Origin of the sequence: Sphingomonas sp. HMP9, from assembly GCF_013374115.1 — a bacterium.
Taxonomy (GTDB): Bacteria; Pseudomonadota; Alphaproteobacteria; order Sphingomonadales; family Sphingomonadaceae; genus Sphingomonas.
This window is the reverse complement of record NZ_AP022673.1, coordinates 2,981,868-3,004,732: the sequence shown is the minus strand read 5'-3', so window position 1 is coordinate 3,004,732 and position 22,865 is coordinate 2,981,868. Positions and strand designations below refer to the sequence as shown.

Genomic DNA, 22,865 nt, shown 5'->3' with positions numbered 1-22,865 from the left:
GATCAGAATCCTAAAGCCCGAGCGCGCGGCGCGCGATGATATCGTGCTGGATCTCGCTCGATCCGCCATAGATGGTCGTGACTCGCGAATGCAGCGCACCCTGCATCGGATAGGGCATGTCCTCAGCCAGCGGAGCGCCATCGATCGCCTGCCAGTGCGCCGCCTCCGGCCCGATGGCCTCGGTCCATAGCGTCGTGCCCTGTTGGATCAGGTCGGACCAGCGCAGCTTCACCATCGATCCGCGCGGCCCTGAATCCGCGCCCGCCGCCGCGTCGCCCATCAGCCGCAGCACCATCGTCTGCAACGCGATCACCTCGATCTCGAACTGCGCGAGTTTCCCCGCGAAACCCGACGTCTCGGCCAGCGGCACGCTGCCGATCCGCCGCCGCCGCGCGGCGTCGCGGATACCGCGCACCGTCTGCGGCAGGAAGATCGCAGTCGCGGCACTTACCATCCGTTCGCGATCGAGCAGAACCTTGCCGTAGTTCCAGCCCTGCCCCTCCTCGCCGACCAAGTTCGCGGCGGGCACGCGGACGTCGTCGAGGAACACCTCGTTGGTGTGGTGCTTCTCGTCCAGGGTCGCGATCGGGCGGATGCGCAGGCCCGGCGTCGCCATGTCGACGAGGATCAGCGAGATGCCCTGCTGCCGCCGCGCCTCGGTCGAGGTGCGTGCAAGCACGAACATCTGCGTCGCGACATGCGCGTAACTCGTCCACATCTTCTGGCCGTTGAGCACATAGGCGTCGCCGTCGTGGTCCGCCCGCGTGCGCAGCGCCGCGAGGTCGGAGCCGGCGCCAGGTTCCGAATAGCCCTGGCACCACCAGTCCTCGCCGCTGATGATCCGCGGCAGATAGTACGCCCGCTGTTCGGCGCTGCCATAGGTGAACAGGATCGGGCCGATCAGCTCCAAGCCCTGGTGGAATTGCGCGGGCGCATCGGCACGCGCTGCCTCCGACCAGAAGATGTAGAGCTGCGTCGGCGACCAGCCAGTGCCGCCATGCTCGATCGGCCAGGTCGGCGCGCCCCAGCCGCGCGCCGCCAGCATCCGCTGATACGCGGTCAGATCCTCGGGATCGAGCCGCAGCCCGGCGCGAACACGGGTGCTCCAGGCAGCTGGAATCGCATCGGCGAAGAACGCGCGCACCTCGGCACGGAACGCCTGGTCGTCGGCATCGAAATCGAGGTTCACGGCATCTGGCCCTTGTTCACTGTGCGGAACTAAGATCTGGCGCGCGGCGGCGGGCGGCAACATCGGACGTGGTAGGCGGGCGGAAAATCACCCACGCGATTGTCCGCGGCTATGCGGATCCGAGCCTTCAACCGCCCCCGATCCTCTGGCACCCCCGCCGCACAACAGGAGAATGACGATGCGCGGACTGATGCAGGATCGCCCGCTGACCACCGGCCTGCTGATCGACCACGCGGCGATCAACCATGGCGCGGTCGAGATCGTGTCGCGGGCAGCAGACGGTGCGATCGAGCGATCGACCTGGGGCCGCGTCGCGACCCGCGCGCGCCGCGTCGCCGCCGCGCTCGAAGCGTTGGGCGCGCGGCGCGGCGACCGCATCGCGACGCTGGCGTGGAACCGCACCGCGCATCTCGAACTTTATTACGGCGTCACCGCGAGCGGGCTGGTGTTACACACCGTCAATCCCCGACTGTTCGCCGAACAAATCAGCTATATCCTCGGCCACGGCGGCGCGCGCATCCTGTGCGTCGATCCAGACCTGTTGCCGATCATCGAACCGCTAGTCGCGGGTCTGCCCGACGTCCCAACGATCATCGTGCTGTCCGCGAAGGCCGACATGCCCGCCAGCGACCTGCCCGGTTTGATCGCGTACGAGACGCTGATCGCCGATACCGCGCCCCTGCCCGCCTGGCCGGCAATCGAGGAATCCGCCGCATCGACGCTCTGCTACACGTCGGGGACGACCGGCAATCCGAAGGGCGTACTCTACAGTCACCGCTCTACGCTGCTGCACGCGTTTGCCGCCTGCGCCGCGGATTCGATGGCCCTGTCGGCCCGCGACAGCGTGTTGCTGGTCACGCCGTTGTTCCACGTCAACGCGTGGGGGTGCCGTTCGCGGCGGCGATGTGCGGCGCGAAGCTCGTGCTGCCGGGTGCGGCGCTTGATCCGGTGTCGCTCCATGCGCTGTTGCGCGACGAGGGTGTCAGCTTCTCGCTCGGCGTGCCCACCGTCTGGTTCGCGTTGCTCGATCACATCGCAACGCTGCCCCCTGGGGACCGCGCCGCGCTGAAACTCGACCGCGTGTTTATGGGCGGTGCGGCGACGCCCGCCGCGCTCATCACGCGCTTCCGCGACCTGCTCGGCGTCGAGGCAATGCAGGCCTGGGGCATGACCGAAACCAGCCCCGTCGCCACCGTCTGCCGCCCGCACGCCAAGCATGTCGGCCTTGATCCCGACGCGCTGGTCGCGCTGCGCGCCACGCAGGGCCGCACCGTGTTCGGGATCGAACTGCGGATCGAGGATGCCGCCGGTGCGGCGCTGCCGCACGACGGCGCCGCGGCTGGATTGCTGAAGGTTCGCGGGCCCTGGGTGATCGAACGCTATTTTGGGGTGGAGGCCGAGACGATGCTCGACGCCGACGGCTGGCTCGACACCGGCGACATCGCGCGGATTGATGCCGACGGCTTCCTCCACGTCACCGACCGCGCCAAGGACGTGATCAAGTCCGGTGGCGAATGGATCTCGTCGATCGATCTGGAGAATGTTGCCACCGCCTATCCCGGCGTAGCGGAAGCCGCTGTCATCGGTGTACCGCACCCGCGTTGGCAAGAGCGTCCGTTGTTGCTGCTCCGTCTCAACCCCGGCGCCACGGTTGACCGTACGTCCGTTCTAGCCTATCTCGCTCGCCACGTTGCGCGCTGGTGGCTCCCCGACGATGTCATCATAGTCGATGACCTTCCTCACACGGCGACCGGTAAGCTTCTGAAGACGGTCCTCCGAGAGCGATACCACGCCCACGTCGCGGGCACGTAAGAGCGCAGCTAATAATTCGAGTTTAGCAGTGCAGCTGGTCATTCGCCTGATGGGTAAGACGACCGTCCAAGCTTCGGACTATACTATGGAGGCTTCCCAGTCCTTGGCGAGACGCCGGCACCGACTAAACCACGCCGATGTGCGTTCGATGACCGAGCGCCGGGCCAGAATTACGAAATCCGCTGGGTCGGAACGTCTGACGATTTCGATTGTCAGACGTTATGGGCGGGCGACCGCCGCTTCGAGCTTCGGCCCGGCATGCCCCCCATCGGCGAACAGCTTGGCAAGTGTGGGATACGCATCGCCAAATTTGACGTCCCGCCTGTTTTTAGTCCATTTTGAGCGAGAGTTTTCCGGCCTTGAGAAGCCTTCGGGCAAGGAGCTGGAAATGAAGAAATCTAGGTACACAGACGAGCAGATTGCGTTCGCGCTGAAACCGGCACACCGGTAGCCGAAGTCATCCGGCGAATGGGGATTTCGGAGCAGACGTTTTACCGCTGGAAGAAGGTGTACGGCGGTCTCGGTGTTGGCGAGCTGAGGCGCTTTAAGCAGCTCGAGGATGAGAACCGGCAGCTGAAACAGCTGGTTGCGGACCTCAGCCTTGACAAACATATCCTGCAGGACGTTCTGGCTTAAAATGTATGGTCCGCCCCCGTCTGGCAAGCATGAAACGCGATAGGCTGCACAGTCTGCGTAAATGTATCCGGCCTGTTTGTGGGACATCTCGATCCCTGGCCATGATGGGATACGCGCACGGTCGTCCTAACAAGCTGGTTCAGCCTTCAACGGCTGCATTTTTGCTCAGGCTTGGACCGTATCGCCATCGACTGTTTGCCATCACTCCTCGTGCTGCAGACCTGGGTGTTGCGGTTTGAGCGTCAGGCGGCGATCGGCATGGGAGGCCGATACTCTTCCTGACGTGCCAGCACTGCCCAACTGATCCGGACGATCTTGTTAGCCAGCGCGACGACGGCGACATTCTTGTGTGTTCTTGTTTCCAGTTGGTCGAGCCAAGGCCCAAGTGGACTTGCTTCAGAAAAGTGGAGAGTTTTCCTGAGATGAAAGGTGAACTCGATGACGAAGCAGCGACGATTTACGAAGGAATTCGAGGACGAGGCGGTCCGGCTGGTGGCGACCAGCGGGCGTACGCAGCGTGCGGTGGCGGAGGATCTGGGCGTTGGCCTGTCGACGCTGGTACGCTGGATCGGCCGTCGTCGTGATCGATTGATGGAGATGCCCGGCGAAGCGCCGCAGACAGATATGGCTGCCGAGTTGAAGCGCCTTCGGCGGGAGAACGAGATTCTCCGGCAAGAGATCGACCACATCCACTACTATTCGGACGCGCTGAAGCCCTGGATCGAGCGGGACGGGCCGCCCCGGCGCGTGCTGATACGCCGCGATCCCCGTGACCTCAGCCGCATCTATGTCCACGACCCCGACGATGGCGGCTATCTCGAAGTTGGCTATCGCGAGCTTGCCCGACCGCCCGTTTCACTGTGGGAACACCGTCTCGCGCGATCCCGCCTGCGCCGGCAGCGCCAAGGCGAGGTGGACGAAGGCGTCCTTTTCGCCGCGATCGAGGAGATGCGCGAGATCGAGACACGGGCGCGAGCCACGACGCGCACGACTCGACGCAACCAGGCGCGTCGGCTTGGGCTTCGCGTCATCGCCGAACCCGATCCACGGTTGAGCGAGCCGGCATCGCCGTGGCCGATGCGCGCGGTCGATCGCACGGCTTCATCCCAGCCCTTCGACGTAGAAGAATGGTGAGCATGTCGGGTGAGCCGGATCATCTCTCGCCCGCTGCCCGCGCCGTCGCCGATCTGCCGTCGTCGGAGCGCGTGGCCCACATGCACGGCCAATGGTGGATTGCCCATCCCCATGCGGAAGCGGCCTTGGCGCGATTGGATGAAGTTATCCGGCTCGGACCGGGCCGCATCCGGCCACCTAACCTGCTGATCGTCGGGCCGACCAACAACGGCAAGAGCATGATCGCCGAGAAGTTTCGGCGTCTGCATCCACCGGCGCCAAGCCCGTGCGGCCAGCGCGAGGTCGTGCCGGTAGTGGTGATGCAGATGCCGACCGAGCCCAGCATCCGGCGCTTCTACGGCTCGATCCTGACCGCGCTCAACGCGCCGGTGTCGTTCAATCTCTCTGGCGAACGTCTGGAACGCTACGCGCTGGACCTGCTACGCGCCGTCGAGGCGCGGATGCTGATCGTGGACGAGCTGCACAACCTGCTCGCCGGCACGCACCGCCGTCGCGCCGAGTTCCTGAACATGCTCCGCTTTCTTGGCAACACGCTTCGCATCCCGATCGTCGGCCTGGGCACCAAACAGGCACAGATCGCGGTACGCAGCGACGACCAGCTTGAGAACCGCTTTGAGCCGATCCCCTTGCCGGCATGGCAGGACGATGGTGTTTTCGCCCGCCTGCTCGCCAGCTTCGAGCGCGCGCTGCCGCTGCGCGAGCGGTCGGCGCTGGCCGACTTGCCCGAGCTGCGCAGCATGGTGCTACGTCGCTCCGCCGGCCTGATCGGAGAAGTGGCGGCCTTGCTGACCGCCGCGACGGTCCATGCGCTCTTGAATGGCAGCGAGCGCATCGATCGCACGATGCTCGACGGGTGCGAATATCGCGGGCCTGACGAACGACGCGCCTTGTTCGAAGCGTCCTTTCCCCGTGTTCGATGAAGCCGGGCTGATGGGCGACCTACCGCGTCCACGCTGGCCGCTGCACCCGCAACCGCGTTCGCTCGAACGGTTGGAAACCTACATCCGCAGACTGGCTGACACCTACGGGATGGGCGTGGCGACCTTCTGCCGATACGGGCTCGGCTGCGATACCGACGACCTCCACCGATGCGCGGACGATCCGCCGCAAGCCTTGCTCGATCGGCTGTCCAGCGGCACCGGCCAGTCGATCCGCCGGCTCCGCAACATGACCGACGCCCGCTGCCATGCACGGGCGAAGGTGGCGGCGCGCTGGGCGATCCGCTGCGATCCGGAAATCATCCACAAAATGCGGCTCAGGCTTTATGGATAAGGTGGGTTTGTGGGCGGTATCTATAGGCAGTCGTGCAGGTATCAGCACTATTTGTCGTCCGCCTGCTCTTTGCCACCCGCCGGAAAGTGGCGGTAAAAGGTAGAAACGGATACGCCGATGGCTTCCGCTACGTCCTGTGGCCGATCGCCGGCAGCGAGGAGCTTTACGGCCATATCTCTCTTGCGAGCGGTCAGAACGGATTTGCGCCCGCCACCCCCGCCCGCTTTTCGACGCGCAGCCAGCCCCGCCATCGTTCGTTCGCGGATCAACTCGCGCTCCATCTCCGCGATCGACCCGAGAATATGGAATACCAGACGTCCCGTGTGCGTGCCGGTGTCGATCCCGTCCGTGAGCGAGCGCAACTCGATTCCCCGTGCAGACAGGTCAGCCGCCAGATCAACCAGTCCCTTCATCGACCGCCCGAGGCGATCGAGTTTCCAGATTACGAGCGTATCGCCCTTACGGGCCTTACCCAGCGCTTCGGTCAGACCCGGCCGTACGATGCTCGCGCCACTGGCCTTGTCGGTCGCGATATGTTCGCAGCCGGCCGCGTTGAGGGCATCCATCTGCAACGCCAGATCCTGATCCGGGGTGGACACCCGCGCATAGCCAATGAGCATGCCGCTCCTTTCTCATAACTCCGTCCAAAATGCGTATCGTGAGAAAGTGGTTTTGGGAACGGTTTTTGGGAAAATGGAAAACGGCGGTTTCCCGGCCTTGCCCGTGAACACCTATTGGACGGCGGTCATTCCTACGAGACGTTCCCAATCGGGAAGACCCTGCTAACCGCTGTTACGACATGGCCCGGAACGTCGAGCGGACGTGCTCCACGAACGTCGCAGGGTTCTCCATCGCCGCAAAATGCCCGCCGCTGGTCGCCTCGCCGAAGTAGCGAAGATCGGCGAAGCGCTTCTCCGCCCAGCGGCGCGACAGACGCACCTGTTCGCCGGGGAGCATGCTGACACCGGCCGGAAGCGGCAGGGGCACGTTCGGCATCCCTTTCGCCATCTCCTGCGCCGCCTCCCAGTAGAAGCGTGCCGAGCTTGGGCCAGCGTTCGGTAGCCAGTAGAGCATTATGTCGTCGATCAGATGGTCGAGCGAGATGACGCGTTCGGGACGCCCGCCGCTGTCGGACACATCCTGGAACAGCGCATAGATCCAGCTAGCCAGTCCCACGGGGGAGTCCGCGAGGGCGAAGGCAAGCGACTGCGGCCGGGTGCACTGGAGCTTCATGTACCCCGAATAATCCCGGTCGTAGCGAACGGCATCGTCCAGCATGCGCTGCTCCTGCGGCGTCGCATCGGCAACTTCCTCAGGCGTCGGCTGGAACATCACCATGTTGAGATGAATGCCGGCGAGGCCACGCACGCGCATATGCGCTAGAGCCGTCGTGACCGCCGCGCCCCAGTCTCCTCCTTGCGCTATCCAGCGATCGCCATAGCCGAGCCGCTGCATCAGCTCGCCCCACGCGGCCGCAGTACGACCGACGCCCCAGCCCGGCTCCATCGGCTTGTCGGAGAAGCCGAAGCCCGGCAGCGCTGGAATTACGAGGTGGAAGGCGTCCGACGCATCGCCGTCATGCGCGCGCGGATCGCTGAGCGGGCCGATCACATCACGGAACTCCAGCACCGATCCCGGCCAGCCGTGCGTCAGGAGCAGCGGTGTCGCATCCGGCTCAGGCGAGTGGATATGCAGGAAGTGGATGCCCAGCCCGTCGATCACGGTGCGGCTGCTGCCCCAGCCGTTGAGCAGCGCCTCCGTGCCACGCCAGTCGTAGCCGTCCTGCCATCGCTCTGCAAGGGCGCGGATGCGGCCCGGTTGCGGGCCCTGTGAGCCATCCTGCACCGTGCCGGCATCCGGCCAGCGGGTGCGGGTGAGGCGATCGGCCAGATCGTCGAGTTCGACTTGGGGGATGTGGATCTCGAACGGCTGAATGGCGTCGCTCATCGTGAAACTCCGGAAATGGGATCAGATTGTCGGGGCGAGGACGGCTTCGGCGCGCGTCCAGTCGGTCTTGCCGTAACGACCATTGTCGAGGGGCGAGAGCTTGCCGCGCCCGCTCGACATGTCGCGGACATATTGCATGCCCTGCCACGCCGAGAACGGCGCGTCGGTTTTTGGCGACAGCGTCCGCGCGATGCGGATCAGCGCCGAGAGACGCCCGAGCCCGCCCGCACGAAACGGCTTCCAGCGGCGACCGTCGAGCCGCGTCATCGATGTCGCCAGGTCGCGCGGGGACACCACGTCCCCGGCGATCCGCAGGAAGCGGGGCGCATCGGCATCGAGCGCCACGTCGGCGGTATAGTCCGCGACATCGTCCTTCGTCGTGAAGTCCAGCGGCTGGTCTGCGTCACCCCAGTAGAGGATGCGCAGGAAGCGCGGCAGCACGATCGGCGCTTCGCCGATCAACAGGTCCGCGAACGCGCCGTTGAAGATCGAGGTCGCCCGGATCGGCGCGGTATCGACCCGCGCCATGAAGCGGCGGCGAAGGTCCATGTTGCGGTTGTCGCCGGGGCGGGTCTTGGTGAAATCGAGCGAGAAGTCGGACGGGATGAAGCGGGGTACGCCCGCCGCGACCGCCGCATCGAGAAGCCGGCCCTGAAGATCGAGGATCACCGGTTCCAGGCCGTTCAGAACCGAGACAACGCATTCCACACCCGCCAGCGCAGCGGTGAGCGCAGCCTCGTCGGCAAAATCGACCGGGACCAGCGTGCCGCCCCCGGCGCGCACGGCATCCTGCGAGGCGGCCGGCGTGGTGCTGCGGACCACTGCACGCACCTCCACGCCGCGACGGATGAGTGCCGACAGCAAGCGTCCGCCAAGATCGCCCGTTGCACCGGCCAGCGCGATCGTCCGCCCCGTACCATCGTTCACAGCGCGATCTCGCCTTCGTCGCTACCGTTCCAGTAATGGATGCGGTCTGCATGAACCCGGATCATCACCAAACCGGGCGTGTCGACTCCCTGTTCGAACCATCGGTCGAGATCCTTTGTCCAATGGGTCACGAACTGCGCCTTGTCGCGGATCAGCTCGGCATTGCCTTCCACCGCGATGAACAGCGGCGGGCCGCCTAGCAAGCCGGCAGCACCGGTGAACGTCAGTCCGACCTGGGCGTCGCCCGCGATGTCGGAGACCATCCGCGCGCGCTCATCGGTAAAGAAGAAGCTGTCGCCCTGGTATTCCACCTCGCCGTTGTTGCTCATCGGCCGGCTTACGACTGCGCCGCCCCCGGTGCGGGTGGAGAGCATCCCGAAGTCGATCTTGCCCATTTTCTCGGAGAGGTCTTCGAGTGTCATTCCAGCCATACGCACCTCAATATTTAACTGAACTATACCGTTCAGTTCTATTAAACGGCGCAATGCCCTATATGGTTGCGTGATGCAAACGCTGACCGTTCCGAAACCCGATCCAGCAATGCGGCGACGCGGTGGCCGACCATCCGCCGACCAAGCCGGCGAGGTCGATCGTCGCATTCTTGACGCCGCCACGGACCTGTTCCTTCGGCTCGGGTTCGATGCGACGAGCTGCGATCAGGTCGTCGTGCAGGCGGGTGCGGGCAAGGCCAGCCTGTATGCCCGCTATGCCAACAAGGAGGAATTGTTCGCGGCCGTCGTTCGGCGGATGGTCGACCGCACGCTAATCCCGTCAGGGGAAGTGCCGTGGCATTTGTCCGTTCAGGACCGGCTGCGAGCGGTCGGGAATAGCTTGTTGGATCACGCTCTGGCGCCCGAGGCGGTCGCACTGATGCGTGTGGTCTTCACGACCGCCCACCGCATGCCCGAGCTTGCGAGATTGGTTGACCGGATAGGAAGAGATGGGGGCGTCGCGTGCGTCGCACGGGCTATCGCCGGGGCCGATGCTACGCCGGATCAGATCGAGCATGCATCAAGCATCGCGGGCCGTTTCATCGACATGGTGTTCGTTCCCCACCAGATGCGTGCTTTGATCGGCGACGATCGCGAATTACTGGATGCGGAAGCACCACGTCGTATCGACGATGCCATCGACCTCCTTTCCCGCGCCGGATGTCTTCACGCCGCCGACGCGTCGTAAGCTCTCCCAGCCCGTCTTTCCCGATTGAGCATCGAGTTTTGGGAAAGCCCAGAGCTTCCCGAAACCCAAGCCACAGCATCAAACGAGAATACGATCGGTGCGCTCCCGCGACAGAACGAACGTCCGCTCGCGGTAGCCGGTCACCACGATGGGACCTGCAAAGGAAGGGACATCCAGTTGCACGATATATCCTTTTGACGGAGGGCTGGCGGGTCAAGCAGCCTTGGCGAATGCATCGCGGTGGTCGCGCAGGAAGGTCGCGAAATCCTTGGGCGGCTGTCCGGTCAGGCGCTCGACCTCGCCCGTCGGATCAATGTCGTGATGGCCCGCCACCATGTCGGAGAACTGCGCGACCAACCCGTTGGCCATCCAGCGCGAGTTGCCGGTGAGGCGCAGGACCGTGCGGAAGACGGGACCAGGCAAATCGAGGTAGCGCACGCCATGTCCCGTTACCTTCGCCAGTTGCCGAGCCGCTTCCGCCATGTCGAAGGTTTCGGGGCCTGTCAGGAAGTAGGTCGCGCGGCTGTGTCCGTCTTGCATCAGCACGGTGACCGCGACCCGCGCGATGTCGCGCGTGTCGATCCACGAGACCGAACCCTTGCCCGCGCCGAGCGGAAGATAACCTTTCGCGACCGGCTTGGTGAACCAAAGAAAGTTCTGCATGAATGCTGTCGGCATTAGGATCGTCCATTCGACCCCCGATGCGCGCAGATGATGGTCGATCAGCGCGTGCGACTTGGCCCACGGGATTTTTGAGCGAACATTGCAGTCGGAAGCGGATATCTTGACGATTCGGCCCACCCCGGCGCGCTTGGCGGCGTTGATCGCTGCCGTCTCCTGAGCGACCTGGGCCTGGGTGGGCGCGGTGACAAGGAACAGTGTGTCGATGCCGGTCATCGCGGCCGTCAGCGTCTCGGGCCGGTCGAGGTCCCCGCGCACGGCGTCTACGCCGTCCTTGTGGAAACAGTCGATCTGCTCCTGCTTGCGGGCCATCGCCCGGAACGGCGTGCCTTCATGCTTCAGTAGCCGGCATACTTCACCGCCGATGCCACCCGTGGCGCCTAGAACCAGGATCATGGCAGGGTTTCCTTGAGGTTGTGGGGGATGGAGGACGACGCGTCTTCGACACCGTCGAGCCGCTCGGAAATGATGACAATCATCTCGTCCAGCGTGGCGATCGCGGCTTGCAAGCGTTCGCTCCCGATCCGGTCGAGGATGGCCTGATCCAAGGGCGCGACCACGTTTTCCGCGCCTGTGACTGCCTCAAGGCCGGCGGGCGTTAGCACGACCAGCTTGGCGCGCTGATGATGCGGATTGCTCTGAAACTCGACGAGCCCACGTTCGGCGAGCACATCGACGATGCGCTGCACCGCCTGCCTGGTCAGGCCCATGTTGCGAGCGATCGAGGCGGTCGGTAGCGGGAAAGGCGAATAACGCAACGCCGCCAGCACCTGCCACCAGGCGCTGGTCAGGCCGAGATGCGCGACCAGCTCGTTCCCGGCACCGACAAGGCGGCCGTTCGCGGCAAATATAGTCAGCGCCAGCTCGCGCACGGTGTTGTCTTGATGGGGCAAAAGACAGCCTGCTTTCATTATGACACTATACTGTCAAAATGGAGATCAGGCTTTTTTGTTCCAACTCAATGCGCAGGTTGCAGCGTGGTGATGTCAGAACCGCCCGCGGCAGTTGGAACAATCCCGGTGCGCGCTAATCGATTCCCGATTGGGAACGGCGATCGAGACGGCTCAGGCGTTCCCAAAACGATCGTTTACGGGATGGCCAGGTTTTATGGGGCGGGCGTGTTTCAACAGCTCCATTAGCTAATTAGCTGTGGCTAGCTCGCCAGCAAAAGCGCTGATTTGCAGCAGTTTTTTCCGGCTTCCTTCGCGAGGTATAGTGCGCGGTCGGCAGAGGTCAGCAAAGTCTGCGGCATTACGGCTGTTGCACCGTCACGGGCGAGAGCGGTAGCTACGCCGATGCTGACGGTAATTACCCCTCCTACCTCTACTCCGTGGGGAATTTGCAGCGCCTCGACAGCAGCCCTGATATGTTCAGCGACATCCATAGCATGATCACGGTTAGCGTCAGGTAGTATGACGGCCAGTTCCTCACCCCCATATCTGGCGACCACATCTTTATCGGCGCTGGTTGCCGAAAGGAACGCCGTTGCCACGCTGCGGAGGCAATCGTCCCCCACCTGATGCCCATGAGCGTCGTTGAACTTCTTAAAGTGATCGATATCCGCGATCAGCAGCGACAGCTGTGATTTGGCAACAAGCGTCCGCTTCCACTCTCCCGAAAGCGCCTCATCAAACGCCCGGCGATTGGCAAGACCGGTAAGGCCGTCCTTCATCGCCATGGCACGCAACTCGTCTTCGAGAGCCTTGCGCTGAGATACGTCGCGCATGATGACCGCTCGGTCCCCCGGGGTCCCCGACTTCAGGTTCTCGACAACCCTTGAGGCTACTTCAACCCAGAGCAGGGAGCCATCGCCGCGAATGACTCGCACGATGACCGTCGCATCGTTCGAGCCGCCACCCATTACGACCCGGTTAGCTTCAACGAGAGTAGGCAGATCTTCGTGGAATACGAACTCGAAGACAGGGTGCCCGATCACTTCGGACGGCGATCTGAGAAACAACCGCTCGGAGGATCCAGAAATATAGCTGAAGGTCATGTCAGGCCCAACAAGGGCAATGACATCGCTGGAATGCTCCGCGATCAATTGGAGGACGGCTGATGCCTTCGCGTCGTCAGGTGCCCAAGGCTTCAAACCGCTACTCCCGAGATACGCAACGCATCAAGACGTCGGAGTGGTTCGTAAGCCTTGGGCACCTAACGGGCGATGAAGATCACGCCTTTCTCGGTCCAACCGACGGCTCTTTCAGACGTAATGATCGCGAGCAGGTCGGTATTCGATGCACGGCGCTTGGCGGTCGCGCGACTGAATCTCAAAACAGCATCGGATTTTGGGAAAGGCAGAGTTCGGGTTCAACAGCTCATTCTTGATGCGAAAATCAAAAGTTTTGCATCACGTCGGTTGTAAGCCGGTCTGCAAAGAGGACCGATAGGGGGCTCCGTGGGAATTTCTTCAGCCGTGTACGCTAACGCGTCGACGGTGCGATTAAGGACAACGGCAAACATCTGATTTCCGCGCACCACTCGGCGACTGCTGATCCACCCTCCGAAAAGCCCCGTATTTCGCACGACAAACCCTGTCGGACCGCTAGGATGCGCGACAACGTCTATTTCGGGGTTTGTCGCATATGCTGGTCGGTTACATGCGGGTCTCCACCAACGACGATCGCCAGTCGGTCGATCTGCAGCGTGACGCGCTGCTCGGCGCGGGTATCGACGAGCGGCATCTGCACCAGGATCGCGCCTCGGGCGTACGCGACGATCGACCGGGCCTGAAAGCGTGCATGACCGATCTGCGCGAAGGCGATGTGCTCGTCGTCTGGAAGCTCGATCGGCTCGGCCGGTCGCTGTCGCACCTGATCCGCATCGTCGAGGAACTGAAACAGCGCGGCGTTGCCTTCCGGTCGCTGACCGAAGCGATCGACACCACGAATGCGCATGGCAGCTTCCTGTTCAACCTATTCGGCACGCTCGCCGAATATGAGCGGGCACTGATCACCGAGCGCGTCAACGCAGGACTCGCCGCGGCGCGTCGACGTGGCCGCAAGGGCGGCAGACCGCCCACGATCGATGCTGAGAAGATCGACCAGATCCTGGCGGCGCTGGAGGGCGGCACCAGCAAGGCCTCGATATGCCGCAGCTTCAAGGTGCCGCGCTCGACGTTGATCGACATGCTGAAGCGGACCGGGTGGGCCGGGGCCGGGGCGGCCGACAAGCCTGCGATCACCGGCTGACTGAGCGGATCGCCGGCGTGGCATTTCTGGATGCTCAGGCGCGATCGGTTCTGTTCGAGCCTCCCGACACCCACGAGGAGGCACTCGCGCGCTACGCGCTCACGCCGGAGGATGTCGCCTTCGCCAGGCGTCGTCGCCGATCCCACAATCGGCTGGGCTTCGCGGTGCAGCTGGCGCTGGTGCGCGATCTCGGGCGGCCACTGCGCTCGGGCGAGACGATCCCGGTCGCTGTCCTCGATACGGTCGCCGACCAGATCGGCATCGATCCGGTCGTGTTCGAGCTTTACGCCCGGCGTGACGAGACCCGGCGCGAGCATCTGGCCGAGATCGTGGCCCAACTGGACCTGCGGACGATGCAGGAGCGCGATTATCGCCTGTGTATCCGAGCGGCAGCGATCGGCGCGGTGGCCACGGAGAAGGGGGAACCGATCGTACTCGCCGTCATCGACGCGCTGAAGGCCGCGCGCATTGTTGTCCCGGGCGCGGACCTGATCGAGCGACTTGCGCTGGCTGGTCGCGCCATGGCGCGGCGACAGGCGTATCGACATCTGATCGCCGACCTCAGCCCGGCCACGCTGGCCAGCCTGGACGAGTTGCTCAGCGAACGGAGCGGAGAGCGAACCATGCTCGGCTGGATCGCCGATGCACCCGAAGGCGCCAGAACGAAAAGCCTCAAGGCGGTGATCGCCCGGCTCGAGGTCGTGCGCCGCGCAGGGATCACCGACGAACGGCGAAAAACCATCCACGCCAACCGCTACGGCGTCATCGCCAAGGAAGCGCGCATCCTCCACGCCCGCGAGATGCAGCGCTTCTCGGCAGACCGCCGCTATGCGACGCTGACCGCCTTCGTGATCGAGCGGCAGGCAGCGCTCACCGACCTGGCAATCGACCTGTTCGGCAGGCTCCTCGGCACCGCCCGGCGTAAGGCGGAGTGGAGCCGCAACGAGCGGCGCTTGCGCGAGGCCGATATACTGACTGGCGTCGCGGTCGATCATGTCCAGCTCGGCCGGGCGCTGCTGGCGGCGCGCACGAGCGGCGGTGATCTCGGCGCGGCGATCGCCGGCACGCTCGGGTGGGAGGCGCTGGAGACCAGCGTCGCGGTAGCCTCCGGTCTCGTTCATCCCGACAGGCACGACGAGTTCGACGAACTGGTGGGTCGCCAGAGATCGCTGCGCGCCGTCGCCAGGCTCGTATTCGCGGCGTTCAGCTTCCGGTCGTTTCGCCCGACCGATCAGATCCTTGCGTCGATCGAGCTGCTGCGGACGGTGCATCAGGGCGCCAGGCTGGGGTCGGTTCCGGCTGAGGGCGAAATGACACCCTAAGCGGCGGTATCCTTGGGCCAGAGGTATTCGCCGGTGAGGAGGATATGCGCCCATCCGAGCGGTGAGATATGGGCGAGAAGGTGATCGGGCGTATCAAGCCCTTCGCGGCGTCGGGCTTTGACGGCATGGCCGAGATGCAGGGTGTTCCAGTAGACGATGATGGCGGTGAGCAGGTTAAGTCCCGCGATCCGGTAGTGCTGCCCCTCCGTGGTGCGGTCACGGATCTCGCCCTGGCGGCCGATGCGCAAGGCGTTTTTGAGCGCGTGGTGTGCCTCGCCCTTGTTGAGGCCGACCTGCGTACGGCGCTGCATGCCGGCATCGAGGATCCATTCGATGATGAACAGCGTCCGCTCGATCCGGCCGACCTCGCGCAGTGCGGCCGCCAGATCGTTCTGGCGCGGATAGGCGGCAAGCTTGCGCAGGATGCGGCTCGGCGCGACCTGCCCCGCGCTCATGGTGGCCGCGCAGCGGAACAGGTCGGGCCAATTGGAGACGATCAACGCGTCGCGCGCCTTCCCGCCCACCAGCGGCCGCAGCTCGCTCGGCGTGGCGGCGGGATCGAACACGTAGAGCCGTTTGGACGGCAGGTCGCGGATGCGCAGCACGAGGCGGTAGCCGAGCATGGCGCTGATCCCGAACAGATGATCGGTGAACCCGCCGGTGTCGGCGTACTGCTCCTCGATCCGCCGCCCGGCTTCGTTCATCGTCAGCCCGTCGAGCAGATAGGGTGCCTCGCTGACGGTCGCGGGGATGGTCCGCGACGCGAACGGCGCGAACCGGTCGTTGACATGGGTATAGGCCTTGATGCCGGGATCGTTGCCGTAGCGGGCGTTGACCGTGTTCATCGCTTCGCCCTGCCGCGCGGCAGAGAAGAACTGGCCATCGGCCGATGCGGTGGTGCCCATGCCCCAGACCCTTGCCATCGGCAGCGCTCCTTGCGCGGCGACCACATGAGCCAGCGCCTGATCGATCGCTTCGCTTTCGACGTGCCAGCGCGCGAGGCGGGAAAGCTGCCAATAATCGTGGGTGTTGGACGCCTCAGCCATCTTGCGCAGTCCCAGGTTCAGCCCCTCGGCGAGCAGGACGTTGAGCAGGCCGATCCGGTCGCCGCACGGTACGCCGGTGCGCAGATGGGTGAAGGCGTCGGTGAACCCAAGCGCGGCATCCACTTCGAGCAGCAGGTCGGTGATGCGGACGGGTGGCAGGCGTCGATACAGGTCGAGCACTAGGTCATCGATCCCGTCCGGGGCATCGGCGGTCAGGCGATCGATGCGCAACGTGCCACCCTCGATGCTGCCTTTCGGGATCGCGCCGTTGCGCGCCGCGCGACCGAGGCGGGCAAGGCCATCGGTAAGTCGCGCCTTGCGGTCGGCGAGCCAGACATGCGGGTCGGGCGGGACCGCCAGCTTCGCGGCGCGCGCGACCGCCATCGGCACAAGAACGTGGCGGAGGTCGCCGTAACGATGCGAGCGGTCGAGCCATATGTCGCCCGAGCGCAGCGCGTCGCGCAGGTGGAACATCACCGCGACTTCCCGGAGGCGCGCATCATCGTCGCCCTTCGCCCGCAATTGTCGCCGCCATTTGGAATGTGGGCGCAGGAAATCGTCGGTCGTCGGAAGTGCGCCCTTGGTCGCGATGGCGGTCGCTGCGTCCAGCAAGGGCCGGGCGACCGGCGCGGCCTCGAGGTCGAGGCAGCGCAGCATGCGCGGGGCATAGCGGCGGAAGCGGTGATAGCCCTGATCGACATGGGCCAGCGGATCGTCGCCGAGCGTGTCCGTCAGTGTCCTGGCCGTAGCGACGAGGCGGGTGAGATGCTCCCATCCCGCTGCACGCGCGACCGCATCCTCCAGCGACGCGCCGTCGCCATGCGCTTCGAGCAGCGACTGGCCGAGTGCGGCGAACCCGCCCAGCGTCGCAGTGACCCCATTTCTGGTTTCCGCGGCGCGTGCGTCATGCAGCTGCTTCGCCTCGCGCCAGGTGCGCCCGACGATCCGGTCATGCGTCTCGATCACCGCATCCGCGGTCGCGGTGGCCCACTCGATGATGCAGACCGCGAGGATGGCGCGACGCCGGTCGGCACTGAGATCGCGCAGGCCATCGGCGAAGTAGCGTTCGCCCTGTCGGCGCAACCGGGCGACACGATGCGGCGGGACGCCGGCGAGCAGACCGGTATCGAGATTCATCGCGCGCAGGAACTCCAATCGGTCGAGCAGCCGGTTCGCCGCGGCGGAATTATTGCCCGGCTCGATCCGGCGCAGCCAGATGAAGCGGCTGATTGCCCCCGGCAGCATCTCGGTCGTCAGCCGGTCGAGCCGAGTGCGAGCGGCCGGATCAAGGCGCGTGGCGATGCGCTTCTCGATCCGACGTTCGGCCGCGACGAGCGCGTCGGCGCACAACCGCTCGATCGTCGTGATCGCCGGCAGAATGGTTATGGTCTCGCGGCAGCGGGCGATGAAGCGCCGGGCGAGATCGTCGTTCGAACGTGCCTGCTCGGCTTCGATGAACAGCCAGTCGCGGAACGCCCGTGCCGGCGCGCCCTGACCGGGGAACGTCCTGTAGCCGTAGATGGAGCGCAGCACCTCCATGTGCTGCTGGCGGGTCTGGCGCCGAACGGCGTAGCGAACGAGCGCGTCACCGGTGATACCGAGCTGGGCGCCGAGGAAGGCGGACACAGCAAGCGGGATCACCTCGCCCGGCACCAGCATCCGTCCGGGATAGCGCAGCGCGCAGAGTTGCAGTGCGAAGCCGATCCGGTTCTCCGGCCGGCGTCGCCGGTCGATATGGATCAGGTCGTCATCCGCCAGGATGTAATGCCGCAGCAGCGACGCCTCGTCGGTCGGCAGGTCGAGCAACGCCGACCGATGCCGCGCGCTCAGGATATGGCGTCTGGGCATGCGGCATTGTCCCGATTGAACAGAAGTCTGTTTTGGACAACACTGGCCCCGCGTGAATCAAGGGTTTTTGGGGCCTGATTTCGGGAAGGTTCAATTGGGACAACGCGCCGCCATCTACGCCCGTGTCTCGACCGCCGACCAGTCGTGCGAGCGGCAGCTTCGCGATCTTGTCGGTTTTGCCGAGCGTGGCGGATATGATGTGGTAGAGGTCTTCCGCGAAACTGCGTCCGGCATGAAGGCCAACCGCTCGGCACGTGCCGAGGTTATGAAACTGGCCCAGGCGCGCCACATCGATGCGATCCTCGTCACAGAACTCAGCCGCTGGGGGCGTTCGACGCAGGATCTGCTTGATACGCTGAACCGACTGTCGGGCTGGCGGGTGTCGGTGGTCGCGATGAGCGGCATGACTTTCGAAGTCGATACGCCGCACGGGCGGATGATGGCGACGATGCTCGCCGGCATCGCGCAGTTCGAGCGCGACATGCTGAGCGAGCGCGTCCGCTCCGGTCTCGCCGCAGCGCGGGCACGGGGACGCAAGCTCGGTCGGCAAATCGGCGACCGTCCTAAATCGGACCGGCTCGCGCCCAAGGTGCTGGCACTCGTTGCCGAAGGCCGCAGTTATCGCTGGATCGCCCGCGATCTCAGTCTCAGCAAGAACACCGTCGCCGCGATCGTCGGGCGCGCGCGCGTGGATGCAGCGCCGGTCGAGGAGGCGGCATGACCGGGCCATCCGGAAGATTTTCCTCCGACCCACGGCGCAAGGCGCGGTTTCGTGAGATCGCGCGCGGGATCGTCGCCAAGGACCGTTACAACCGCAAATACGGCCTTGCCGTCGATACGGCAGGTGCCATCGCCCAGGCACTGGAACGAGCCTGGCGCGATGGCGTTAGCGGTGTCGGTGACGATCCGGCCAACCCGATATCCGCTGTCGAGCAAGCGGGTACCGGAGCCATGGAATGGATGCTGATCCCGCCCCGCCCAAGAACTGCTTTCTGGAGCATTTGCCTGTTCACGCTAGGGCGTGGCGACGAGCCGGCATGGGGCGGACATCTCGCTTTGACCGTCACCGGACGGGGAACGGCCGGATGGGAACTCGTCGTCCCCGGGCGTGCCATTGACAAGGCCATCGGCGACAAGACGATCGCACCGCTCCTTCGTCTCGCCCTCTTGGAACCGATGTCAGATGATCCGGAATGTCTCGTGGTTTCAGAGCTCGGTAAGAAAACCTGGGAGGCCTTTTGCCAACGCGGTGGGAGATACCCCGAGGATCTCACGGATCTGTAGCGCACCCACGTGACGATTATCTCAGCACATTTGCGACAAAGGCTCGCCGCTTACCGCGGCCAGGTGGGGCAGCGCTGCCGGCTAGCACCAAATGTTCGTGGATCCGGGCAGCCTTGCTCAGCTGCCATGTCAGCTGCGTCTCGGCTGCTTCACGAGTTGAGTGGCCCAGCCGGAACAAGCGGCTGACGTTCAAAGCATCCTGCCAAAGCGGCGTAGCCAAAGTGACCTTCGCGATAAAATAGCCTGCCTGTGGCCAATGAGCCATGAAGCATTGTACGGTACTCTCGATAGAGCTTCGCGTGAGGGAGTTTGCTATGCGCTGGGCGCGACAACGCTTCATTGTTCTGTGCACCGCGGCGATCTTCTCGGTTTCGGCGCACGCTCAGCCATCTGTGGCGTCTAAACATATCGTACGGACGCAAGACGATCTGCCGCGGTTTACCTATCCGGTTGCCGGAACAGCATCCAGCTTGCTCGCTGCCGACGATGCGAGGTTCAACGCATTCGCAGCCAGGGTAGCGGCCGATATTGAAGCGACGCTCACATCCTACGAGATCGTGGACCCCGCCACCAAACGTGGTTTGTTGATGACGCTCCAAAGCGTCGCAGTTCTGCAAGGCGATGAGTCCCGCGTCCTGGCCCTAGCCGCGCAGATAGACGAGGTGGAAGGCAAGCCCGCAGACAGATTGCTGAGCAGCATGAGGCTGAAAGCCCTAGTCGCTGCGCACCGCCAGACTGGCCAGACCTCGGGCGAGAGGTTTCGAAAGGCGTATGCGTCTATCTACGGTGAATGGCTGAACAGCCTGCCTTGGGCCGTCATCGGCGAGACGATCAAAAATAGTAAGGTTACGGCAATCCGGCAGACCCGACCGATCATTGCTGGGAGTGTCGCCACCTTCATCGAGCCTGCCGTTGCGCGTACCGGGCACCTTAGCGGAGATCTCGCCGCGCGGCTGATCTACAGCCGCGTTGCCGCCAAGGTCTGGCTGCCAGTGCGCGCAGAAACGATTGCGGTGCTGAAGGCGTACATCGCTGCGAACCGTGTCGAAAAGCCCGACATCTGGGCTGTGCGGGAGGTTACGCTGCTGAGCAGCCAGCGGTTGACGCCGGTCAACGTCGCCATCTGGGATGAGGGTAGCGATCTGTCGCTGTTTCCTGGTCAAGTGTTCGACGATCCGCATCCCGATCCGCGCTTCGACCGACACGGGCTAGCGTTCGACATCGACTTCAACCCCGCTCATGGGGAGCTCATCCCGCTCACACCGGAACAGGCTTTGGCCTACCCCATCCGGCTGCACGACATCCAAGGCGAGTCCGATGCCGAACAGGGTATCGACAGCCCGGCAGCAGACGCAGTGTTCGAGAAGATCGCGTCGCTCCGCGCCGACGAGGTGGCCGGGACAATCGAGGAGTTGAACTTCTTTGGGGGCTATTACGCTCATGGCACCCACGTTGCCGGCATTGCTGCCCGCGGCAATCCAGCGATCCGGCTGGCAGTCGCCCGTCAAAACTGGGATTGGCACACCGTTCCCGCGGTACCTACCGAAGCTCGCATTCGTCGTCAGGCTTCCGCTTACGCCACGTTCGTCCAGTGGTTTCGCGATCGCAAAATGCGCGTCGTCAACATGAGTTGGGGGCAAGGTCCCGCAGCGTACGAGGCCGCGCTGGAAGCTAATGGTGCCGGTAAGGATGCGAATGACCGAAAGTCCATCGCACGGCAGCTTTTTGCGATCGATCGCGCCGGATTGCTCGAAGCGCTGCAAGGCGCACCGGAGGTCCTGTTTGTGGCAGCAGCCGGCAATTCGAACGACGATGCGGGCTTCAACGAGGACATTCCTTCGTCGTTCGAGCTACCAAACCTCATAACCGTCGGTGCGGTGGATCAAGCGGGCGACGCCACGTCCTTTACAAGCTACGGCAGAACGGTTCGAATTTACGCTAACGGATATCAAGTCTCATCGGTGGTTCCTGGCGGGACCCGTTTGCGGCTTTCGGGAACGTCCATGGCGGCGCCTGCGGTCGTTAACTTGGCAGCGAAGATACTAGCGGTTGAGCCCAAACTCACACCCCCTGAGACTATTCGTCGCATCATCGATGGCGCGACGCCGATCGGGGACGCAAAACTTCCAACGATGAATCAGCGCCAGTCCCTGCATGCCGGGATGAAATGACATAGCCCCGTGCCGAATTGATCGACGCATGTCTCTGGACGCGGATCGAGTCAGGTCGACGACGATCTGCCATCCCGCTGTCGCAAAAGCGGCGACATATGCGACGTCAGAAACTCAGAAGTGACGTCTCACGAACCTCTTCAGCGTCCTGGGTCGAGGCATGAACTTCCTCGCGAATGATCCGATCGGTGATCTCGCCCAAATGCGACGTCAGCGCGACGCTCAACTCCTCAAACTCCGGCCATAACACGCCATCCACGAAGCTTCGTGGTCCCTGCACGACAACCGACTGGCGGTGCATCCGGCTGTAGCGAAACGGCCGCAGACCGTACCGGCGACACAGCGCGACGAACAGCTGACGGGACCAGGGATCGGAGATCGAAAACCTGAACTCCTCGCTCGCTTCTTCAGTACGCGTCTTCTCGAAGCGGCGCCGGAGGCGCTCGGCCGCGGCACCTGCCGCAACCTTCTCGCCCTGCGTTCCAGCCGCGGCATACAGGGCCTCGATCTTGGGCAATGTCTCGCGCAGACGTTCCTCGTTCGGCGCCCCCATCAATGCACTGTGGGATTCATGGTCGGAATGCCCTCAAGCATCTGCCGACGCGCGCGCGTGCAGGACAGCACCGCCTCGTGAATCTCGCCTTTCATGATCCGGGTCAGATCGCGCAAGCCCCGCAACTTGATCTCAAGCTGCACACGGTCGTCAGCTATAAGATCGCGGTCAACCAGATCGACGATGCCGACCATTATCGCGTGCATCTCTCCGAGCAACCCGACCGCAACATGCGCGCGCTCGGGCAGGTCGATCTCGTCCTCCCCGGCGAACAGGCCGTCCACGAAGCCATCGAGCTCCTTCATGCGGACCTGTCCGAAATAATGCAGATCTGGGGCGGTCGCTTGGATCGGCAACCGCGTCAGCCGGAATGACTGGCTACGTTTCTGGTGCCTGGCCAAGTCGTTCCAGAGCCCCTGGACCAGCATGCCGATCAGCGTCTCTGCTTCCGCCATGCTGTGGAACTCCGGCATTTCGCCGCCCCACAGCCCTTCCACAACCCGCAATGGGGATGCGCTGAATATTGGCGACGCGATGTTGCCGAGAAAGCGTGTGCGGACCGCATGGAACGGCACCGGGCAGGCATGGCGATCCAGCAGTGCACGAACCACCTTCGTATCCAGAGCCTTGCTGTTTTCCGCTGCCATGGGGCGTCACAATATCGTCCGAGACC

At 64.1% G+C, this 22,865-nt stretch carries 21 protein-coding genes and 4 pseudogenes; 13 read left to right on the top strand and 12 right to left on the bottom strand.

Translation table 11 applies throughout. From position 1 onward, the window contains the following. Positions 1-10: 10 nt before the first annotated feature. Positions 11-1,189: an acyl-CoA dehydrogenase family protein gene (locus HMP09_RS13530; RefSeq protein WP_232090280.1), complete on the bottom strand. Its 1,179-nt coding sequence runs from the start codon at positions 1,187-1,189 to the stop codon at positions 11-13. Positions 1,190-1,361: 172 nt separating this feature from the next. Between HMP09_RS13530 and HMP09_RS18610 the strand changes: the two are divergent. Next, positions 1,362-2,012 (top strand): annotated as a pseudogene (locus HMP09_RS18610) (AMP-binding protein); the annotation flags it as partial. Positions 2,013-2,092: 80 nt separating this feature from the next. Next, positions 2,093-3,001: an AMP-binding protein gene (locus HMP09_RS18605; protein WP_332103222.1), complete on the top strand. Its 909-nt coding sequence runs from the start codon at positions 2,093-2,095 to the stop codon at positions 2,999-3,001. 93 nt (positions 3,002-3,094) lie between these two features. On the opposite strand, the pseudogene HMP09_RS18475 reads toward HMP09_RS18605, so the two are convergent. Further along, positions 3,095-3,298, bottom strand: a pseudogene (locus HMP09_RS18475) (IS5/IS1182 family transposase); the annotation flags it as partial. A 91-nt stretch (positions 3,299-3,389) separates the two neighbouring features. On the opposite strand from HMP09_RS18475, the pseudogene HMP09_RS13515 reads away from it, so the two are divergent. From HMP09_RS13515 to HMP09_RS13500, 5 genes and pseudogenes are all read left to right on the top strand, one after another. Beyond that, positions 3,390-3,631 (top strand): annotated as a pseudogene (locus HMP09_RS13515) (transposase); the annotation flags it as partial. Positions 3,632-4,075: 444 nt separating this feature from the next. Next, positions 4,076-4,315, top strand: a pseudogene (locus HMP09_RS18465) (transposase); the annotation flags it as partial. After that, entirely contained in the window at positions 4,301-4,771 is a 471-nt protein-coding gene (locus tag HMP09_RS13510) for a Mu transposase C-terminal domain-containing protein (RefSeq protein ID WP_232090882.1), read from the top strand. The pseudogene HMP09_RS18465 and the gene HMP09_RS13510, both read left to right, overlap by 15 nt. Positions 4,772-4,773: 2 nt before the next feature. Next, positions 4,774-5,691, top strand: a complete 918-nt coding sequence (locus tag HMP09_RS13505; protein ID WP_232090278.1) for a TniB family NTP-binding protein — start codon at positions 4,774-4,776, stop codon at positions 5,689-5,691. Further along, positions 5,681-6,043: a TniQ family protein gene (locus tag HMP09_RS13500; RefSeq protein WP_176500787.1), complete on the top strand. Its 363-nt coding sequence runs from the start codon at positions 5,681-5,683 to the stop codon at positions 6,041-6,043. The genes HMP09_RS13505 and HMP09_RS13500 overlap by 11 nt, the downstream gene beginning before the upstream one ends. Positions 6,044-6,090: 47 nt before the next feature. Here the strand turns inward: HMP09_RS13500 and HMP09_RS13495 are convergent, their stop codons facing one another. The 4 genes from HMP09_RS13495 to HMP09_RS13480 all read right to left on the bottom strand — a co-directional run bounded on the left by HMP09_RS13495 (position 6,091) and on the right by HMP09_RS13480 (position 9,348). Then, positions 6,091-6,663 (bottom strand): recombinase family protein, encoded by a 573-nt coding sequence (locus HMP09_RS13495; protein WP_176500786.1) that lies wholly within the window; start codon positions 6,661-6,663, stop codon positions 6,091-6,093. A gap of 172 nt (positions 6,664-6,835) precedes the next feature. Then, the gene (locus HMP09_RS13490) at positions 6,836-7,990 is read right to left on the bottom strand and encodes an epoxide hydrolase family protein (RefSeq protein ID WP_176500785.1); all 1,155 of its coding nucleotides are present in this window, start codon (positions 7,988-7,990) and stop codon (positions 6,836-6,838) included. A 21-nt stretch (positions 7,991-8,011) separates the two neighbouring features. After that, entirely contained in the window at positions 8,012-8,917 is a 906-nt protein-coding gene (locus tag HMP09_RS13485; RefSeq protein ID WP_176500784.1) for an aromatic alcohol reductase, read from the bottom strand. Next, the gene (locus HMP09_RS13480) at positions 8,914-9,348 is read right to left on the bottom strand and encodes a pyridoxamine 5'-phosphate oxidase family protein (RefSeq protein WP_176500783.1); all 435 of its coding nucleotides are present in this window, start codon (positions 9,346-9,348) and stop codon (positions 8,914-8,916) included. The genes HMP09_RS13485 and HMP09_RS13480 overlap by 4 nt, the downstream gene beginning before the upstream one ends. 73 nt (positions 9,349-9,421) lie before the next feature. Between HMP09_RS13480 and HMP09_RS13475 the strand changes: the two genes are divergently transcribed. Next, positions 9,422-10,096 carry a TetR/AcrR family transcriptional regulator gene (locus HMP09_RS13475; protein WP_176500782.1) on the top strand — a complete coding sequence of 225 codons (675 nt, stop codon included), beginning with the start codon at positions 9,422-9,424 and terminating at the stop codon, positions 10,094-10,096. A gap of 213 nt (positions 10,097-10,309) precedes the next feature. On the opposite strand, the gene HMP09_RS13470 is transcribed toward HMP09_RS13475, so the two are convergent. The 3 genes from HMP09_RS13470 to HMP09_RS13460 form a co-directional block, all read right to left on the bottom strand. After that, complete coding sequence (locus HMP09_RS13470; protein ID WP_176500781.1) at positions 10,310-11,173, bottom strand: SDR family oxidoreductase; 864 nt, start codon at positions 11,171-11,173, stop codon at positions 10,310-10,312. Continuing rightward, positions 11,170-11,688, bottom strand: coding sequence for a MarR family winged helix-turn-helix transcriptional regulator (locus HMP09_RS13465; RefSeq protein WP_176500780.1), 519 nt, complete (start codon positions 11,686-11,688; stop codon positions 11,170-11,172). Before HMP09_RS13465 ends, HMP09_RS13470 begins: the two co-directional genes overlap by 4 nt. A 242-nt stretch (positions 11,689-11,930) precedes the next feature. Beyond that, positions 11,931-12,773, bottom strand: coding sequence for a GGDEF domain-containing protein (locus tag HMP09_RS13460; RefSeq protein WP_232090276.1), 843 nt, complete (start codon positions 12,771-12,773; stop codon positions 11,931-11,933). Between the two features lie 589 nt (positions 12,774-13,362). On the opposite strand from HMP09_RS13460, the gene HMP09_RS13455 reads away from it, so the two are divergent. Continuing rightward, a complete protein-coding gene (locus HMP09_RS13455) occupies positions 13,363-13,968 on the top strand; it encodes a recombinase family protein (RefSeq protein WP_176500778.1) in 606 nt (201 codons plus the stop codon). Between the two features lie 17 nt (positions 13,969-13,985). After that, positions 13,986-15,290 (top strand): DUF4158 domain-containing protein, encoded by a 1,305-nt coding sequence (locus HMP09_RS13450; RefSeq protein WP_176500777.1) that lies wholly within the window; start codon positions 13,986-13,988, stop codon positions 15,288-15,290. Here the strand turns inward: HMP09_RS13450 and HMP09_RS13445 are convergent. After that, on the bottom strand, positions 15,287-18,184 hold the full coding sequence (locus HMP09_RS13445; RefSeq protein ID WP_176500776.1) for a Tn3 family transposase: 2,898 nt from the start codon (positions 18,182-18,184) through the stop codon (positions 15,287-15,289). The two genes, HMP09_RS13450 and HMP09_RS13445, sit on opposite strands and share 4 nt — an antisense overlap. A 94-nt stretch (positions 18,185-18,278) precedes the next feature. On the opposite strand from HMP09_RS13445, the gene HMP09_RS13440 reads away from it, so the two are divergent. From HMP09_RS13440 to HMP09_RS13430, 3 genes are all read left to right on the top strand, one after another. Next, the gene (locus HMP09_RS13440; protein ID WP_176500775.1) at positions 18,279-18,905 is read left to right on the top strand and encodes a recombinase family protein; all 627 of its coding nucleotides are present in this window, start codon (positions 18,279-18,281) and stop codon (positions 18,903-18,905) included. Then, a complete protein-coding gene (locus HMP09_RS13435) occupies positions 18,902-19,468 on the top strand; it encodes a hypothetical protein (protein ID WP_176500774.1) in 567 nt (188 codons plus the stop codon). Before HMP09_RS13440 ends, HMP09_RS13435 begins: the two co-directional genes overlap by 4 nt. A 314-nt stretch (positions 19,469-19,782) precedes the next feature. Then, complete coding sequence (locus HMP09_RS13430) at positions 19,783-21,639, top strand: S8 family serine peptidase (protein ID WP_176500773.1); 1,857 nt, start codon at positions 19,783-19,785, stop codon at positions 21,637-21,639. Positions 21,640-21,745: 106 nt separating this feature from the next. On the opposite strand, the gene HMP09_RS13425 is transcribed toward HMP09_RS13430, so the two are convergent. Continuing rightward, a complete protein-coding gene (locus HMP09_RS13425) occupies positions 21,746-22,192 on the bottom strand; it encodes a hypothetical protein (RefSeq protein WP_176500772.1) in 447 nt (148 codons plus the stop codon). Further along, a complete protein-coding gene (locus tag HMP09_RS13420; RefSeq protein WP_176500771.1) occupies positions 22,192-22,839 on the bottom strand; it encodes a hypothetical protein in 648 nt (215 codons plus the stop codon). The genes HMP09_RS13425 and HMP09_RS13420 overlap by 1 nt, the downstream gene beginning before the upstream one ends. Between the last annotated feature and the right edge of the window lie 26 nt (positions 22,840-22,865).

Bases quoted from the DNA above. Each gene is read 5' to 3' on its own strand.
- HMP09_RS13470 (WP_176500781.1), bottom strand. From the start codon at position 11,173: ATGATCCTGGTTCTAGGCGCCACGGGTGGCATCGGCGGTGAAGTATGC.
- HMP09_RS13495 (WP_176500786.1), bottom strand. From the start codon at position 6,663: ATGCTCATTGGCTATGCGCGGGTGTCCACCCCGGATCAGGATCTGGCG.
- HMP09_RS13460 (WP_232090276.1), bottom strand. From the start codon at position 12,773: ATGACCTTCAGCTATATTTCTGGATCCTCCGAGCGGTTGTTTCTCAGA.
- HMP09_RS13445 (WP_176500776.1), bottom strand. From the start codon at position 18,184: ATGCCCAGACGCCATATCCTGAGCGCGCGGCATCGGTCGGCGTTGCTC.
- HMP09_RS18605 (WP_332103222.1), top strand. From the start codon at position 2,093: ATGTGCGGCGCGAAGCTCGTGCTGCCGGGTGCGGCGCTTGATCCGGTG.
- HMP09_RS13490 (WP_176500785.1), bottom strand. From the start codon at position 7,990: ATGAGCGACGCCATTCAGCCGTTCGAGATCCACATCCCCCAAGTCGAA.
- HMP09_RS13475 (WP_176500782.1), top strand. From the start codon at position 9,422: ATGCAAACGCTGACCGTTCCGAAACCCGATCCAGCAATGCGGCGACGC.
- HMP09_RS13480 (WP_176500783.1), bottom strand. From the start codon at position 9,348: ATGGCTGGAATGACACTCGAAGACCTCTCCGAGAAAATGGGCAAGATC.
- HMP09_RS13455 (WP_176500778.1), top strand. From the start codon at position 13,363: ATGCTGGTCGGTTACATGCGGGTCTCCACCAACGACGATCGCCAGTCG.
- HMP09_RS13465 (WP_176500780.1), bottom strand. From the start codon at position 11,688: ATGAAAGCAGGCTGTCTTTTGCCCCATCAAGACAACACCGTGCGCGAG.
- HMP09_RS13435 (WP_176500774.1), top strand. From the start codon at position 18,902: ATGACCGGGCCATCCGGAAGATTTTCCTCCGACCCACGGCGCAAGGCG.
- HMP09_RS13425 (WP_176500772.1), bottom strand. From the start codon at position 22,192: ATGGGGGCGCCGAACGAGGAACGTCTGCGCGAGACATTGCCCAAGATC.
- HMP09_RS13420 (WP_176500771.1), bottom strand. From the start codon at position 22,839: ATGGCAGCGGAAAACAGCAAGGCTCTGGATACGAAGGTGGTTCGTGCA.
- HMP09_RS13430 (WP_176500773.1), top strand. From the start codon at position 19,783: ATGCGCTGGGCGCGACAACGCTTCATTGTTCTGTGCACCGCGGCGATC.
- HMP09_RS13505 (WP_232090278.1), top strand. From the start codon at position 4,774: ATGTCGGGTGAGCCGGATCATCTCTCGCCCGCTGCCCGCGCCGTCGCC.